We start from the raw sequence: 16231 nt of genomic DNA, 5'->3' as shown, positions 1-16231 counted from the left end.
GTTGGGTCTGAGATGGGGATAGCGAGGGAGAATTTCAAGCGGAGGCAGCCAGCGCCGCCTCCGTTTGATTAAAAAGTAATCTTGTGACGACCAGCCAGAGAGTGCGAAAGCGTAGTGCCGTCGACCATCTCCAGCTCGCCGCCCACCGGCACGCCGTGGGCGATGCGGCTGGCGTCGACGCCATACTGCCCGCACAGCTCGGCGATGTAGTTCGCCGTCGCTTCGCCTTCCACCGTGGGGTTGGTGGCGAGGATCACCTCTTTGATGGTTTCGGACTCAAGCCGCTGTTCGAGCCTGTCGAGACCGATATCGTGCGGGCCGATTCCGTCCAGCGGCGAGAGATGGCCCATCAGCACGAAGTAACGTCCTGAAAACTGGCCGGTCTGCTCGATGGCATAGATATCTGCCGGACTCTCCACCACGCAAATCTGGCCGTTTTCCTGACGGCGCGGATTGGAGCAGATGTTACAGACCTCCTGCTCGGTGAAGGTACGGCAGTCCGCACAATGACCAATTTCCGACATGGCGCGGGTCAACGCCTGCGCCAGGCGCATTCCGCCGCTGCGGTCGCGCTGCAGGAGCGTAAACGCCATACGCTGCGCCGACTTTGGGCCAACGCCCGGCAGACAGCGCAGGGCTTCCATAAGCTGCGTGAGCAGCGGACTGGTCTGCATCAGAACGGCATCTTGAAGCCCGGCGGCAGCTGCATACCGGAAGAGACGGAAGCCATTTTCTCTTTCTGGGTCTCTTCGATACGGCGCGCCGCGTCGTTGAAGGCCGCAGCGACCAGATCTTCCAGCATCTCTTTGTCATCTTCGAGCAGAGAAGGGTCGATCTCGACGCGACGGCAGTTATGCGCGCCGTTGATAGTCACTTTGACCAGGCCTGCGCCCGATTCGCCCGTTACTTCCAGCTGAGCGATTTCTTCCTGCATCTTCTGCATTTTTTCCTGCATCTGCTGGGCCTGCTTCATCAGGTTACCCAGACCGCCTTTACCACCGAACATAGGCTTATCTCTCACGTCAAAGTCAATAGTACAACCGTAAGCCAGGCTTACGATCAAAGGGGGCGAATACTCTCTTCATCCAGCTCCGCGTCGAAAAAGCGGCGCAGGGTCTGAATATTGTTATCCGCAATAATCGCCTCGCGCGCCTGCGCGAGTTTCTCTTCATAAATGGCCTGACGCCACTCCAGAGGCGTGCGCACCGCCGGATTATCATCTTCAATGATAGTCAATTCAACCGGTACGCCCTGTAATGTGGCGAGCGCCTCAGCCAGCGCCTTTTGCGCAGCCGGGGAGTTAAGGTGCCGCTGAGTCGGCCTCAGGTGCAGGCGGATCTGGTTCCCCTCCTGCTCTTTCCAGGCGTTCAGCGCCACCTGCTCCACCAGCTTCGGCAGCTGGAGCTGATTCACCTCGGCAGCCCACGGATCGCGCAGCAGCGCTTCCTGGGCCAGTTTGGCCGCCAGCTCCGGCGTTTTCTCATGCTCCAGCGCTTTTTTAAGCGCCTTCGGCGTGGCGACCTCGACTTTCACCTCTTCGGTAATCGTGGTCGCCTTCCAGCGGTAAGCCTCTTTCTTCGCCGGGGCTTTTTGCTCAAGCGCGGACGGCGCGGGACGCGACTGAACGCGCTCCGTTACCGAAGCCAGTCGTTCAAGCGCGGCGTTGTTAACCGGCCGCGCTCTGCCTGGCGCTGCCGGTTCACTCTTTTTTGGTTTGGTTGCTCCCTGCGCGCGCTGCAGCTGGCTGCGGGCGGCAAGCACCGAACTGGTGACATCCGACAGCGGCACGTTTTGCGGCGTCGGCTGCGGCGGAACCTGCGTCGGCGTCATCACCGCGGTGGGTGCGACGGGAGCGAAAGATTGCCGGGGCCCCTCAGGCTCCGGCAGCGGCTTGCGCGGATGAAACGCCAGCGCGCGCAACAGGGTCATTTCGATCCCCATGCGCCTGTCCGGCGCAAACGGCAGCTCTTTGCGGCCAATCAGCAGCGTCTGGTAGTAAAGCTGCACGTCGCCCGGCGGAACGGTGCGGGCCAGCTCACGCATGCGCTGTTCAATGGCCGCCATGTCAGCGCCAATCGCGGCAGGTGAAAGCTGAAGCATCGCCACGCGGTGCAGCAGCGCCAGCATCTCCACCAGCAGGGCTTCCCACTCGACGCCGCGGGAGGCGGCCTCGTTGACCAGCGCCATCACCCGCTCGCCATCGGCGTTAACAACCGCTTCTATGAGCGACAGCGCCTGATCGTCGTCGAGCGTGCCGAGCATGGTGCTCACCGCCTGGGTGGTAAGTCTGCCGTCGCCGCTGGCAATCGCCTGATCGGTGAGGCTCAGCGCATCGCGCAGGCTGCCATCCGCCGCCCGGGCCAGCAGCTGCAGGGCGCGCGGCTCGTGGTCGATCTTCTCGGCGTCAAGAATATGCTCCAGCTGGCTACGGATCTGATCGACATCCAGCGCCTTCAGATGGAACTGCAGGCAGCGCGACAGAATAGTAACCGGCAGCTTTTGCGGATCGGTGGTCGCCAGCAGGAACTTCACATGCGCGGGCGGCTCTTCCAGCGTTTTCAGCAGCGCGTTAAAGCTGTGGCGCGACAGCATGTGCACTTCATCGATCAGGTAGACCTTGAAGCGGCCACGCGCCGGAGCATACTGCACGTTGTCCAGCAGATCGCGGGTATCTTCAACCTTCGTGCGCGAGGCGGCATCGATCTCAATCAGATCGACAAAACGCCCCTGTTCAATTTCACGGCAGTTATCGCACACGCCGCAGGGGGTGGCGGTGATGCCGGTTTCGCAGTTCAGTCCTTTCGCCAGCAGGCGGGCAATCGAGGTTTTACCGACGCCGCGCGTGCCGGAAAAAAGGTACGCGTGGTGAATACGTCCTAGCGATAAACCGTTCGCCAGGGCGGTCAGCACATGTTCCTGGCCGACAACGTCAGCAAAGGTTTGGGGTCGCCATTTTCGGGCTAACACCTGATAACTCATGGGCAGGCTCTGCAACGCTGGAAGGTGGATGTATGAGGGGGAATGCTATCACAACCTCACCCTTTGGGCGAGGCTGTGACGTTCGGGATCAGTGGCCCGGGAATGAGACGAGGCTGTAGCTGGTAATGCCCTGTTTCTCCAGGCGCTGTTCGCCGCCCAGATCGAACAGATTAATGATGAACGCCGCGTCGGAGACTTCGCCATTCAGACGACGGATAAGCTTAACGGTCGCTTCGATGGTACCGCCGGTCGCCAGCAGATCGTCCACAACCAGGACCTTATCGCCCGGCTTGATGGCGTCAGCGTGGATCTCCAGCTGATCGGTGCCGTACTCCAGTTCGTAGCTTTCCGCGATGGTTTCACGCGGCAGTTTACGCGGCTTACGCACCGGCACAAAGCCAACGCCCAGCGCCAGCGCAACCGGGGCGCCAAACAGGAAGCCACGCGCTTCGGTACCAACGACTTTCGTGATTCCGGCGTTTTTATAACGCTCCACCAGAAGTTCAATGCTGAGCGCGTACGCTTTCGGGTCTTCCAGCAAGCTGGTGACATCACGGAAAAGAATGCCAGGCTTAGGATAATCCTGGATGCTTTTGATGCTGTTTTTAAGAAATTCAAGCTGCTGCGCAGTTGCGGTCATAAATGTATGCCTGATTGGAAACGGTGTTACTCAGGGCGCGCAAAAACCAGGGCCAACGTTACAATCGTATAACCTTTGACCAGGCGCGCCTGTGCTCGAAAACGCTCGAATTTACTGGCTGTACGCGAGAATTGCAACAGCGATTATGAGGCTTCAGTGCTTTTGTTGCGTTTCATCGACGACCGGGATCCGCCACATAAAGATCAACAGACAGCTGAGGATCGCCAGCAGCATGATCCGCACCCACAGGATCTTCACCAGCCACAGGGAGATAGCGAAGGTAATCAGGATCACCGCCACGGCGCGCGGTTTCGCCCCCGGCGGCATCGCCCGGTGTTTTTGCCAGTGACGCAGATAGCCGCCGAACCAGGAGCGGTAAAGCAGCCAGTGGTGAAATCGTGGCGAGGAGCGGGCAAAGCACCAGGCTGCCAGCAGAATAAAGGGCGTAGTCGGTAACAGAGGTAAAACCACCCCAAGCGTGCCAAGCACTACCGCGAGCCAGCCAATGATGATTAAAATAGTACGCTGCATAATGCGAATCGTTATCAAACTGAACGGCTACTGTACCACTGGAGAGCGCCTTGAAAACAGCCCTGCTTTTAGAGACGCTGCAAAATCAGCTTACGTCGCTGCGCGCGCAGGCATCGCCGCTGATGCAGCACGCGACGCTGAAGCCCCGCTTTGACCGGCAACGCTTTCGCACCCGCAGCACGCGGATGGAAGATTACCTTGATGAGGCGCAGGAGAACCTGGAGGCGTTGCGCCACGCCGTCAGCCACGATCGTCGGGAGCAGGTTATCTGGCTGGCGGAACATCTGGGCGAGCAGATCGCCGCCCTGCACCAGGAGATTACCGCCTGGCCCCTGCGCGTCTGGGATAGCGCCTCGCCCGCGCTGGAAAAGTGGCAGCGAAAACGGCTGCAGCACCAGGAGTATGAGCAGCGGCTGTTCGGGATGAAGCAAGCCCGGGAAGCGAATCTGCGCACCGCCGACACGCTGGAGGCGCAGCAGCGCCTGCTACGGGAGGTCACTCTGCTGGAGGGCCGTCTGAGCCGCTGCCGCCAGGCGCTGGATAAGATCGAACGCGTTATTGAACGCCTGACACGCTAGAGGAGATCGTATGTCGCTGGAGAACGCCCCTGACGAGGTTAAACTGGCCGTGGATTTGATTATGCTGCTGGAGAATCACGCCATTCCGGCAGAGACGGTGCTGAAGGCGCTGGAGATTGTCAGACGGGATTTCGAGGGGAAGTTACCCTCCCCCCTGCCCTCTCCCTGAAAGGGAGAGGAGGAAGACGGGGACGGCTGTAAAACGTCCCCGTTTGGTCTCTCTTTAAGAAAGAAAATCAGGTTGCGGATCCTGTCCCTGCAGGGAGCGCTTCACTTCCGTATGCTCTTCGCCCTTATTATTGTGCAGATGCACCTCAAGCTGGTTAAAGGCGATGTTGATCCCGTTTTCACGACACAGACGGTCGATTGCCCGGTTCAGCTCATCCACCGCGTAGCTGCGGTCGCGCAGTTCGCGCACGTATAAACGCAGCTCATGATCCAGCGTGCTTGGCCCAAAGGTGGTGAAGAATACCGCCGGTTCAGGATCGTGCATGACCTTGGGATGTTCCATCGCCGCCTGCAGCAGCACATCTCTCACCTTATCCAGATCGGAGCCATAGGCAACCCCGACGCGGATCACCACGCGGGTGACGGTATCGGAGAGCGACCAGTTGATCAGCCGCTCGGTCACGAAGGCCTTGTTGGGGATGATCACCTCTTTACGATCGAAATCGGTAATGGTGGTGGCGCGAATACGGATCTTGCTGACCGTCCCGGAGAAGGTGCCGATGGTCACCGTATCCCCGATACGCACCGGGCGCTCAAAGAGGATGATAAGGCCGGAGACGAAGTTACCGAAGATCTCCTGCAAACCAAAACCAAGACCGACCGACAGCGCCGCCGCCAGCCACTGCAGCTTATCCCAGGAGACGCCCAGCGAACCAAAGACCGTCATCGCCCCGACGATAATAATGACGTAGTTCAGGATGGTGGTAATGGCATACGAGGCCCCCTGACGCAGCTTGAGGCGCGAAAGAATTAACACCTCCAGCAGGCCCGGCAGGTTGCGGATCAATGCCCAGGCCACCATCGAGGCGATGAGGGCGAACAGCAGGCTGCCCATGGTGACGCTTTTCGTCACCGCTGCGCCCGCCTCGGTGCCGCTGTAGTGCCAGAGGGTAATGCTGTCGAGATAGGCAAAGACGGTAATCAGATCTGACCAGATTGCCCAGAAGAGCACGGCAAAGAGGGAGACCATCACCAGCATGGTGATACGCAGCGTCTGCTGGTTCACCTGCTCCAGCGCAATGGTCGGCTCCTCCTGAGGCTCTGCCCCTTCCGCCCCCTCTTTCACCAGATGCTGACGGCGCGCCAGCGCGCGGCGGTAGGCAATGCGGCGGGCGGCCACGCTCAGACCGCGCAATACCGTCTGATAAAGCAGGTTCCAGAAAATCACCAGGTAGACCGTTTCGATCCAGCGTCCGGAGAGACGCAACGTGGTGTAGAAGTAGCCCGTCGCCGTCAGCACCATCAGCGCCACCGGGATGAGCGACAGAACGGTCACGGTAATCAGGCGAAAGGTGTGCGACTCTTTATCGCGCCAGCTGTCGCGCAGCATCGGCCACATTAATACCGCAATCAGCAGCAGGTTCAGCAGAATAACAAACTGCCCCAGCACATCGTCCATCAGATGCAGCGGGGAGAGTTCCGACACGACCGACCAGAAATGAAGCGGCAGCAGCGCCAGGCTGATGCGTACGATCTGACGGCGCCAGTGGCTGGTCAGTTGCTCAGGCATGCCGAAGTGACGTACCGCCACGCCCTCTTTTTCCAGCACCTTCCAGCAGAGGCCAAACACCAGCCAGAAGAGCGCCAGCTTTTTGCTGAAAGCCCAGAGCAGATCGCTGATATTCAGCTGCATCGTCAGCAAAATCAGGCCCACGGCCAGAATCAGCAGACAAACCGGCAGCGCACGGACCAGATCGATAAGAATTGCTTTCGGGGTGTGGAGCTGGCTGTCGCTACGCAGCTGTCCAACTTCAGAGGCGAGCTTCGCCTGGTACTGTTTCAGCCATTTCAGACGCCAGCGGATCAGCCCTGCGATAAGCAGCAGCGGCAGGCCGGCAAGAAAAGCGATGACCACCGCAGGCCACGCTTTTTCCCAGTTAACGGTGATCTTCATACCGCTAACCTGTGCTTTCAGCGCCGCCGGGAACGATTTAAGCCAGTCCCAGTCCATCGGTTTATTGCTGTTCACCCAGAAAATCTGCTGAGTGAGGATCTCCTGCAGACTTTTCGAGACGCTGACCAGCTGCTGCTGGTTAATCTGCAGGTTGATGGCCATCATCAGCTGATTACCCAGCTGTTTATTCATCTGATCCAGCAGTTCGCGGCGCATATCTACCACCTGCAACAGGGCGTCATGAACGTCGTCGTTGATTTCGCTGCTGTGCCCCTCTTCCAGCTTCGCCACGAAGGCGTCGCTCTGGAACAGCTCATCGCGCTGCTGATTAACGTTAAATTGTTCCAGACGCAGGTCGGCGATGCGGTTGGTCATATCCTCCAGCTCATCCGCCGAAGGGAGCGTCTGCTGCTGCTGGTAGAGGATGCGCGAAAGCAACAGACTCCCCTTCAGCACTGAAATTTGCTCTTTAATATTGCGTTCGGCCTGCAGCGCGCGGTCGAGCCAGTTTTTCACCTTGATGTTTTGCTGAACCAGCAGACTGCCATTTTCGGTCGCCTGGATTAGCCGCTCGCTGAGCTGATGGTTGATATCCAGCTCCTGTTTCACCAGGGGGTTGGCCTGGATACGCGCCGTCTCATCCGGCGAAATAGCCTCCTGCGCGGTTTTTTCCGTCAGGGTGAGACGTTTGCTGCTGACCGCCTCCTGCAGCAGCTGAAGCTGATGCTCCAGACGGTTGATATGCGCTGTGACGTAGTCCCGCTGCTTTTGCAGGGTATCCTGCAATACGGTGTTGCCTTCAAGACTCTTTCGCTGCTGGTCGATCTGCGCGTTTAGCAGGGTCTGTTGTACCTGCAATAGCGTCTGCTGCGTGGGTCGCAGAGCCCCCTCGCCGGAGGCGGTGCCGTTCAGACGGTTACGCAGCTGCTGCAGCTGCTGCGACGCGCTATACATGGCATTTTGCACACGCTCTGGCTGCGTCTGGAGAGAAACCAGCTGGCTGTTGTAGGTGGAGAGATCGCTCTGGGCGCTCTGCAGATCGTCCAGCAGCTGCGTCACGCGGGCTTCTAGCTGGCGCAGGGAGAGCGTCGCCAGCGTTTTACGCGTTTCGTCATCGTTATCCACATCGCTCAGGGCGTTGAGCGAGGCCATCGCCTTGCGCATCTGCTCCGGCGCATCGGCCACCCTCTGGCGAAGCTGGGTGGTTTCGGTTTTAACGCGTTCGATTTTATCGAGCGTTTCCAGCGTCTCGGTCAGATCGGCCTGAACCAGCTTATCCTGAGCGGAGAGATCCTTCTGTTTATTGAGCGTATCCAGCTGGGACTGGATATCCGCGCGGGTCGGGGTATCGCTGTTATTCTCCGCACGGGCAAAAGCGTCCTGAGCAGAAAACAGAAACAGTATGAAAGTAAAAACTAAAGCCAAAACAGGCTGTTGCGAGCGAGTGTAGTGCAGCATAGTCATGAAAGCGATCTGAAAGATGACCGAAAATAGTCCGGCGCGAAGAATATCACGCCAGCCTGAAGCAGAATAGCGTGAACATGTACCTGCAGATAATTCCTGGCTACGCTTCTAAAGCGAGAGCACCCCGATCGCGAAGCGTGGGACAATACTGGCACATCTCAAGCAGGATGGCGACGTAGCTGCGGGCTTCGCTTTTGAGGTCGAAGGAGTGCGGCGCCAGCAGCCAGTTTTCCATCAACCCGGAGATATAGCTGCGGATCAGCACCGCGGCCCGACGCGTCAGCAGATCCGCGGGCAGCATATTTGACTCTTTACACTGGTTAAGCGCCTGTTCAATGCGGTCGTAACTTTCCAGGCACATACTGCGCTGGGCCTCTTGCGCCGCCGCCATTTCGCCGACAAACTCACATTTATGGTAGATGATTTCCATCAGCAAACGGCGCCGCTCCTCGAGGACCGTCGCCTCAAGCACATAGACGAGAATTTCTCTTAACACGGAGAGTGGATCGCCGGGGAATTTTGCCCGATACTCTGATTCAAGATCGCCAATACTGGATTCTGACAGCGCCCAAATTTCACTTAACAGATCTGACTTGTTTTTGAAATGCCAGTAAATCGCGCCCCGGGTAACGCCAGCGGCCTGCGCGATTTGCGCCAGGGAGGTAGAAGAGACACCCTGCTGCGAGAACAAACGCATCGCGACGTTCAGGATATGCTGACGTGTTTCACGCGCTTGTTGTTTGGTTTTTCGTGCCATAGGTCAATGAATTTACAGGCGTCAGATTTACATACATTTATGAATGTATGTACCATAGCACGACGATAATATAAACGCAGCAATGGGTTTGCGGACTTTTGATCCATTGATCAATTTGAAATCGGACACTCGAGGTTTACTTATGAACAAAAACAGAGGGTTAACGCCTCTGGCGATCGTTCTGATGCTCTCAGGCGGCTTAGCGCTTACAGGATGTGATGAGAAACAGGCTCAACAAGGAGCTCAGCAGGTGCCCGAAGTGGGCGTCGTGACGCTCAAGAGCGGACCTCTTCAGATCACAACGGAACTCCCTGGCCGTACCAGCGCCTATCGCGTGGCGGAAGTTCGTCCTCAGGTGAGCGGCATCATCCTGAAACGTAACTTCACCGAAGGCGGTGATGTGAAGGCGGGTGAATCTCTGTATCAGATTGATCCGGCGACCTATCAGGCCTCGTATGAGAGCGCGAAAGGCGATCTGGCGAAAGCAGAAGCGGCCGCCAAGATCTCCCAGGTAACGCTCAATCGCTATAAGAAACTGCTCGGCACGCAGTACATCAGCCAACAGGATTATGATACTGCGCTGGCAGACGCCCAGCAGACCAGCGCGGCGGTCGTGGCGGCCAAAGCGGCGGTTGAAACGGCACGTATTAACCTCGCCTACACCAAAGTGACCTCTCCTATCAGCGGACGTATCGGTAAATCTAATGTGACCGAAGGGGCGCTGGTGCAGAACGGCCAGAGCACCGCGCTGGCCACCGTACAGCAGCTCGATCCTATCTATGTAGATGTCACCCAGTCGAGCAACGATTTCATGCGTTTACAGCAGGAGCTGGCAAACGGCACGCTGAAGCAGGAAAACGGCAAAGCGAAAGTGGAACTGGTGACCAACGACGGCAATAAGTTTCCTCAGGAAGGGACGCTGGAGTTCTCCGACGTAACCGTCGATCAGACCACTGGCTCTATCACCCTGCGCGCGATTTTCCCTAACCCTGATCATACGCTGCTGCCGGGTATGTTCGTCCGCGCCCGTCTGGAAGAGGGGACTAACCCGAATGCGCTGCTGGTGCCGCAACAGGGTGTGACCCGTACGCCGCGCGGCGACGCGAGCGCGCTGGTAGTGGGGGCCGACAATAAAGTCGAAACCCGCGCCATTACCGCGACGCAGGCCATTGGCGACAAATGGCTGGTAACGAAAGGCCTGAAGGAAGGCGATCGCGTAATTGTGACCGGTTTACAAAAAGTCCGTCCTGGGGCGCAGGTGAAAGCGCAGGAAGTGAAGTCTGACAATAACCAGCAAGCTGCAGCCGGTGGACAGTCAGAACAACCTCAGTCTTAACTTAAACAGGAGCCGTTAAGACATGCCTAATTTCTTTATCGATCGCCCCATATTTGCGTGGGTGATCGCCATTATCATCATGCTGGCCGGGGGACTTGCGATCCTGAAGCTGCCTGTTGCGCAATATCCAACGATTGCGCCGCCGGCGGTTACGATCTCCGCAACCTACCCCGGGGCTGATGCCAAAACGGTGCAGGACACCGTTACGCAGGTTATCGAACAGAACATGAACGGTATCGATAACCTGATGTACATGTCCTCAAACAGTGACTCCACCGGTACGGTGCAGATCACGCTTACCTTCGAATCCGGTACTGATGCGGATATTGCGCAGGTACAGGTGCAGAACAAACTGCAGCTGGCGATGCCGCTGCTGCCGCAGGAAGTACAACAGCAGGGTGTTAGCGTCGAGAAATCGTCCAGTAGCTTCCTGATGGTTGTCGGCGTTATCAACACCGACGGCACCATGACGCAGGAGGATATCTCCGACTACGTGGGCGCCAATATGAAGGATGTCATCAGCCGTACCTCCGGCGTGGGTGACGTTCAGCTGTTTGGTTCCCAGTATGCGATGCGTATCTGGATGGACCCGAACAAGCTGAATAACTTCCAGCTGACTCCGGTTGACGTTATTAACGCGATCAAAGCGCAGAACGCCCAGGTCGCGGCAGGTCAGCTGGGCGGTACGCCGCCGGTGAAAGGCCAGCAGCTTAACGCCTCGATTATTGCCCAGACCCGTCTCACCTCCACGGATGAGTTTGGCAAGATCCTGCTGAAGGTTAACCCGGATGGTTCTCAGGTACGTCTGCGCGACGTCGCGAAGATTGAGCTGGGCGGCGAAAACTACGATGTGATCGCTAAGTTCAACGGTCAGCCCGCTTCGGGGCTGGGGATCAAGCTGGCAACCGGCGCCAACGCGCTGGATACCGCCACCGCGATCCGCGCTGAACTGCAAAAAATGGAGCCGTTCTTCCCGTCAGGCCTGAAGATTGTTTACCCGTATGACACCACGCCGTTCGTGAAAATCTCTATCCACGAAGTGGTGAAAACGCTGGTCGAAGCGATCATCCTGGTCTTCCTGGTGATGTACCTGTTCCTGCAAAACTTCCGCGCGACGCTGATCCCAACCATCGCCGTACCGGTCGTTCTGCTGGGGACCTTCGCGATCCTCGCCGCTTTCGGCTTCTCGATAAACACCCTGACAATGTTCGGGATGGTGCTGGCGATAGGCCTGCTGGTGGATGACGCCATCGTAGTGGTCGAGAACGTCGAGCGTGTCATGTCCGAAGAGGGGCTGCCGCCAAAAGAGGCGACCCGTAAGTCGATGGGCCAGATCCAGGGCGCGCTGGTGGGTATCGCCATGGTGCTGTCGGCGGTATTTATCCCGATGGCCTTCTTCGGCGGCTCCACCGGCGCAATCTACCGTCAGTTCTCCATTACCATCGTTTCGGCGATGGCGCTGTCGGTGCTGGTCGCATTGATCCTCACCCCTGCCCTGTGCGCCACCATGCTGAAACCGATTCAGAAAGGCGGCCACGGGGAGCACAAAGGGTTCTTCGGCTGGTTTAACCGCATGTTCGACAAGAGCACGCACCACTACACCGACAGCGTGGGCAACATCCTGCGCAGCACCGGTCGTTACCTGCTGCTCTACATCATCATTGTGGTGGGCATGGCCTATCTCTTTGTCCGTCTGCCAAGCTCCTTCCTGCCCGATGAGGACCAGGGGGTATTCCTGACCATGGCGCAGCTGCCGGCGGGCGCCTCTCAGGAGCGTACCCAGAAGGTGCTGGATGAGGTGACGAACTACTACCTCACCAAAGAGAAAGCGAACGTCGAGTCGGTGTTTGCGGTTAACGGCTTCGGCTTTGCGGGCCGCGGCCAGAACACCGGTATCGCCTTCGTCTCGCTGAAAGACTGGGCCGATCGTCCGGGTGATGAGAACAAGGTCGAGGCCATTACCGGCCGTGCGATGGGTACCTTCTCGCAGATTAAAGATGCGATGGTATTCGCCTTTAACCTGCCGGCCATCGTCGAGCTGGGGACAGCCACCGGTTTCGACTTCCAGCTGATCGACCAGGGCGGACTGGGCCACGAAAAACTGACTCAGGCGCGTAATCAGCTCTTTGGCGAAGTGGCCAAGCACCCCGAGCTGCTGACCGGCGTACGTCCTAACGGTCTGGAAGATACCCCGCAGTTCAAGATCGATATTGACCAGGAGAAAGCGCAGGCGCTGGGCGTATCCATTAGCGATATTAATACTACGCTGGGCGCGGCATGGGGCGGTAGCTACGTTAACGACTTCATCGACCGTGGTCGCGTGAAGAAAGTTTACGTGATGTCCGAAGCGCCATACCGTATGCTGCCAAGCGATATTGATAACTGGTACGTGCGCGGCAGCGACGGGCAGATGGTGCCGTTCTCCGCCTTCTCGACCTCTCGCTGGGAGTACGGTTCACCGCGTCTGGAACGCTATAACGGTCTGCCATCGATGGAGATCCTCGGCCAGGCGGCGCCGGGGCGAAGCACCGGTGAAGCGATGGATATGATGGAACAGCTGGCGAGCAAGCTGCCAGCAGGTATCGGCTATGACTGGACCGGCATGTCCTATCAGGAACGCCTCTCCGGCAACCAGGCCCCTGCCCTCTACGCTATCTCGCTGATCGTGGTCTTCCTCTGTCTGGCGGCGCTGTATGAGAGCTGGTCGATACCGTTCTCGGTTATGCTGGTGGTACCGCTCGGGGTTATCGGGGCGCTGCTGGCGGCGACCTTCCGCGGCCTGACCAACGACGTTTACTTCCAGGTGGGCCTGCTGACAACCATTGGCTTGTCGGCAAAGAACGCGATACTTATCGTGGAATTTGCCAAAGATCTGATGGAGAAAGAGGGTAAAGGCCTTATCGAGGCGACGCTGGAAGCGGTACGTATGCGTCTGCGTCCGATTCTGATGACTTCGCTGGCGTTTATCCTCGGCGTTCTGCCGCTGGTTATCAGCACCGGCGCAGGTTCCGGCGCGCAGAATGCGGTAGGTACCGGCGTAATGGGCGGGATGGTGACAGCAACCATTCTGGCGATCTTCTTCGTTCCGGTCTTCTTTGTGGTGGTTCGCCGCCGCTTTAGCCGCAAGAATGAGGACGTGGAGCATACCCATCCGGTAGAACATCACTGATACCGGTTTCATATTTGAAAAAGGCCGCGCTGCGGCCTTTTTTATTGCGCGCTAAATGATAAATTATGCTTATTGTCCATTCATTTATTTTGTCTTATTGTGAATGGATAGCTGCCAATAATCTTCCCTTTATTTTGCTTCACAACACTTTTAATAACTCACTCTTTGGCTATTTTATTAGGATTATTCCTGTTGCATGTCCCTGTATCAGAAATAGAGCCCGAATCTGGACTTTTTCTTTCAGGCGCTAAGTTAATGAAAGATAAGGATTGAACAGAGCAATAGTGTATAGAGGATAAAATTGATCTTATGAATACTGGACTTTTATCGCGACGCCTTGTTTTTTTATTTGTAATTTTTCGTAATAGCGCGATGAAATCTTGATCAGACTAGCTTATAGTTACCTTATCAGGACACCGCCTCGCGCGGCACAGTAAGTTGTACCATCCCGACGCTGATGTTCGGTGAGTAAAAAATCACTCAAAAGGGGATGCGCTATGGACGAATACTCGCCAAAAAGGCATGATATCGCACAGTTGAAGTTTCTCTGTGAATCCCTGTACCATGACTGCCTTGCCAACCTTGACGACAGTAATCATGGATGGGTTAATGACCCAACTTCGGCCATCAATTTACAGTTAAATGAACTGATTGAGCATATTGCGACCTTCGCACTTAATTATAAAATTAAGTATAATGAAGACAATAAGCTGATTGAGCAAATTGACGAATACCTGGACGACACCTTTATGCTGTTCAGCAGCTACGGCATTACTGCGCAGGATTTGCAAAAATGGCGTAAATCCGGAAATCGACTATTCCGCAGTTTCGTCAATGTGAGCAGAGCTAACCCTGTTAGCCTCTCCTGTTAAAATTATTACAATGACTAAGGTGAATTTATGTCTGACAAACCCCTGACTAAAGTTGATTATTTGATGCGTCTGCGACGCTGCCAGTCAATTGACACGCTGGAGCGTGTGATTGAAAAAAATAAATACGAGCTGTCCGATAATGAACTGGCCGTCTTTTATTCAGCCGCTGACCATCGTCTCGCCGAGCTCACCATGAATAAGCTGTACGATAAAATTCCGACTTCCGTATGGAAATTTGTCCGTTAGCACGCTCTGCGCTTTGAGGCTTACTTTTAAATTGCATACCCTTTTCTGTTACGTCCCTTCTCTTTTTAAAGCGGACCCGCCGTTACGTGCCATTCAGCGTTAGATTGTGACAGCGCTCGCAACAGGCAGGCGGGAACGTTCCCCTTTCTTCCGCTAATCGTTATGCTCAGGGAAAACCTCTACTGAAAAGGGAAAGCTGTGAGTGAAGAAAAACGCAAAATGATTGCCGGGGAGCGCTATCGTCCCTCTGACGAAACGTTACGGGCCGATCGGCTACACGCCCGCCATCTGATCCACCGCTATAACCATACCGCCCCCGATGAACGGGCTGAACGCCAGGCGATCCTGACGGCACTGCTCGGCGCTGGCGAAGGCGCTTATATCGAGCCGAGCTTTCGCTGCGACTACGGCTATAACATTTTTCTCGGCCGTGACTTTTACGCCAACTTTGATTGCGTGATCCTGGACGTCTGCCCTGTTCATATCGGGGATAACTGTATGCTCGCGCCAGGCGTGCATATCTACACCGCCACCCACCCGCTAGACGCCACCGAGCGTAACAGCGGCGTCGAACTGGGTAAGCCCGTTACTATCGGTCATAACGTCTGGATAGGCGGGCAGGCAGTAATTAATCCTGGGGTGACCATCGGCGATAATGTAGTAGTGGCTTCTGGCGCCGTGGTAACGAAAGATGTGCCGGCAAATGTAGTGGTCGGCGGCAACCCGGCAAAGATTATTAAGACGCTGTAAACGGGCAAAAAGTAACTGTTATGCTCTTTCCCACCATAACTGTTACTTTTTTCATACAATTTGCTCACCTAAAATGGGCCTGTATTTTGCAACATTCTTAAAGGCATTAAATGACTGAAATACAGCGCCTGCTCACCCAAACCATCGATGATATTAACCAGCGTGAAAAGCGCGACAATCGCCCGCGCTTCAGCATCAGCTTTATTCGTAAGCATCCCGGTCTCTTCGTCGCGATGTACGCGGCGCTGCTCGCGACGCTGGTGGTGATGTTGCTTTCCGAAACCCTTATCGGCTCGGTCTGGCTTCTGGTGGTCCTGTTTATTGTCTTTAACGCGTTTTTCTTTTTTGACGTTAACCCGCGTTATCGCTACGAAGATATCGACGTACTCGATTTTCGCGTCTGTTACAACGGCGAGTGGTACAACACCCGCTTTGTACCGCCCTCGCTGATTGAGAGCATTTTACAGTCGCCAAAGGTGGAGGCAGAACAGAAGGCGAGGTTGAAAAAGATGATAGCGACCAAAGGCGAGCTGTCATTTTACGATATCTTTACCCTGTCACGACCGGCCCCTGCCCCGGCTTCTACAGCTGCTGTTAGCGTAAGTTAAAAAACGAGCCCGCCGTCAACGCGACGGCGGGCCTGCTTACCGCTTTTTCTTTCTTCCCTGTACCGCCTTAAAGCGCGGATTCGATTTACAGATCACATACAGACGGCCTTTGCGTCTGACGACCTGGCAGTCGGGATGGCGCTGTTTCGCGCTGCGCAGCGAGTTGAGTACCTGCATGA

The 16231-nt window shown here is 56.3% G+C and carries 16 protein-coding genes and 1 other annotated feature; of the genes, 8 read left to right on the top strand and 8 right to left on the bottom strand.

Features of this window, described 5'->3' with window-relative positions:
- Positions 1–68: 68 nt before the first annotated feature.
- The 5 genes from recR to BN3796_RS10310 all read right to left on the bottom strand — a co-directional run bounded on the left by recR (position 69) and on the right by BN3796_RS10310 (position 4150).
- Complete coding sequence (gene recR / locus BN3796_RS10330) at positions 69–674, bottom strand: recombination mediator RecR (protein WP_061708259.1); 606 nt, start codon at positions 672–674, stop codon at positions 69–71.
- Positions 674–1006: a YbaB/EbfC family nucleoid-associated protein gene (locus tag BN3796_RS10325; protein ID WP_004386900.1), complete on the bottom strand. Its 333-nt coding sequence runs from the start codon at positions 1004–1006 to the stop codon at positions 674–676. The genes recR and BN3796_RS10325 overlap by 1 nt, the downstream gene beginning before the upstream one ends.
- Positions 1007–1059: 53 nt before the next feature.
- Entirely contained in the window at positions 1060–2979 is a 1920-nt protein-coding gene (gene dnaX, locus BN3796_RS10320; RefSeq protein WP_061708258.1) for a DNA polymerase III subunit gamma/tau, read from the bottom strand.
- Positions 1666–1730: a sequence feature (DnaX frameshifting element), on the bottom strand. Its footprint overlaps the gene before it by 65 nt.
- An 88-nt stretch (positions 2980–3067) precedes the next feature.
- Positions 3068–3619 (bottom strand): adenine phosphoribosyltransferase, encoded by a 552-nt coding sequence (gene apt / locus BN3796_RS10315; protein ID WP_061708257.1) that lies wholly within the window; start codon positions 3617–3619, stop codon positions 3068–3070.
- A 153-nt stretch (positions 3620–3772) separates the two neighbouring features.
- Positions 3773–4150, bottom strand: coding sequence for a DUF454 family protein (locus BN3796_RS10310; protein WP_061708256.1), 378 nt, complete (start codon positions 4148–4150; stop codon positions 3773–3775).
- Positions 4151–4200: 50 nt separating this feature from the next.
- Here BN3796_RS10310 and priC point away from each other — a divergent pair, with 50 nt between their 5' ends.
- Together priC and rsmS are read left to right on the top strand one after the other, a co-directional pair.
- Entirely contained in the window at positions 4201–4728 is a 528-nt protein-coding gene (gene priC / locus BN3796_RS10305) for a primosomal replication protein N'' (protein ID WP_061708255.1), read from the top strand.
- Positions 4729–4738: 10 nt separating this feature from the next.
- Entirely contained in the window at positions 4739–4897 is a 159-nt protein-coding gene (gene rsmS / locus BN3796_RS10300; RefSeq protein ID WP_061708254.1) for a pleiotropic regulatory protein RsmS, read from the top strand.
- Between the two features lie 54 nt (positions 4898–4951).
- Here the strand turns inward: rsmS and mscK are convergent, their stop codons facing one another.
- Together mscK and acrR are read right to left on the bottom strand one after the other, a co-directional pair.
- Positions 4952–8314, bottom strand: a complete 3363-nt coding sequence (gene mscK, locus BN3796_RS10295; protein ID WP_148381781.1) for a mechanosensitive channel MscK — start codon at positions 8312–8314, stop codon at positions 4952–4954.
- A 100-nt stretch (positions 8315–8414) separates the two neighbouring features.
- Positions 8415–9071, bottom strand: a complete 657-nt coding sequence (acrR, locus tag BN3796_RS10290) for a multidrug efflux transporter transcriptional repressor AcrR (protein WP_061708253.1) — start codon at positions 9069–9071, stop codon at positions 8415–8417.
- Between the two features lie 142 nt (positions 9072–9213).
- On the opposite strand from acrR, the gene acrA reads away from it, so the two are divergent.
- From acrA to BN3796_RS10260, 6 genes are all read left to right on the top strand, one after another.
- Complete coding sequence (gene acrA / locus BN3796_RS10285; RefSeq protein WP_061708252.1) at positions 9214–10407, top strand: multidrug efflux RND transporter periplasmic adaptor subunit AcrA; 1194 nt, start codon at positions 9214–9216, stop codon at positions 10405–10407.
- Positions 10408–10429: 22 nt separating this feature from the next.
- On the top strand, positions 10430–13576 hold the full coding sequence (acrB, locus tag BN3796_RS10280; RefSeq protein ID WP_061708251.1) for a multidrug efflux RND transporter permease subunit AcrB: 3147 nt from the start codon (positions 10430–10432) through the stop codon (positions 13574–13576).
- 497 nt (positions 13577–14073) lie between these two features.
- Positions 14074–14448: an Hha toxicity modulator TomB gene (gene tomB / locus BN3796_RS10275; RefSeq protein ID WP_061708250.1), complete on the top strand. Its 375-nt coding sequence runs from the start codon at positions 14074–14076 to the stop codon at positions 14446–14448.
- Positions 14449–14475: 27 nt separating this feature from the next.
- Positions 14476–14694, top strand: coding sequence for an HHA domain-containing protein (locus BN3796_RS10270; protein ID WP_010428174.1), 219 nt, complete (start codon positions 14476–14478; stop codon positions 14692–14694).
- 198 nt (positions 14695–14892) lie between these two features.
- On the top strand, positions 14893–15444 hold the full coding sequence (maa, locus tag BN3796_RS10265) for a maltose O-acetyltransferase (protein ID WP_061708249.1): 552 nt from the start codon (positions 14893–14895) through the stop codon (positions 15442–15444).
- 110 nt (positions 15445–15554) lie between these two features.
- On the top strand, positions 15555–16052 hold the full coding sequence (locus BN3796_RS10260) for a YlaC family protein (protein WP_061708248.1): 498 nt from the start codon (positions 15555–15557) through the stop codon (positions 16050–16052).
- Positions 16053–16088: 36 nt separating this feature from the next.
- Here the strand turns inward: BN3796_RS10260 and ykgO are convergent, their stop codons facing one another.
- On the bottom strand, positions 16089–16229 hold the full coding sequence (gene ykgO / locus BN3796_RS10255) for a type B 50S ribosomal protein L36 (RefSeq protein WP_061708247.1): 141 nt from the start codon (positions 16227–16229) through the stop codon (positions 16089–16091).
- Positions 16230–16231 lie beyond the last annotated feature (2 nt).

The organism is Pseudenterobacter timonensis, from assembly GCF_900021175.1.
Classification (GTDB): Bacteria; Pseudomonadota; Gammaproteobacteria; order Enterobacterales; family Enterobacteriaceae; genus Enterobacter; species Enterobacter timonensis.
The sequence above is the reverse complement of the archived record's forward strand: the minus strand, read 5'-3'. Positions and strand labels throughout refer to the sequence as shown.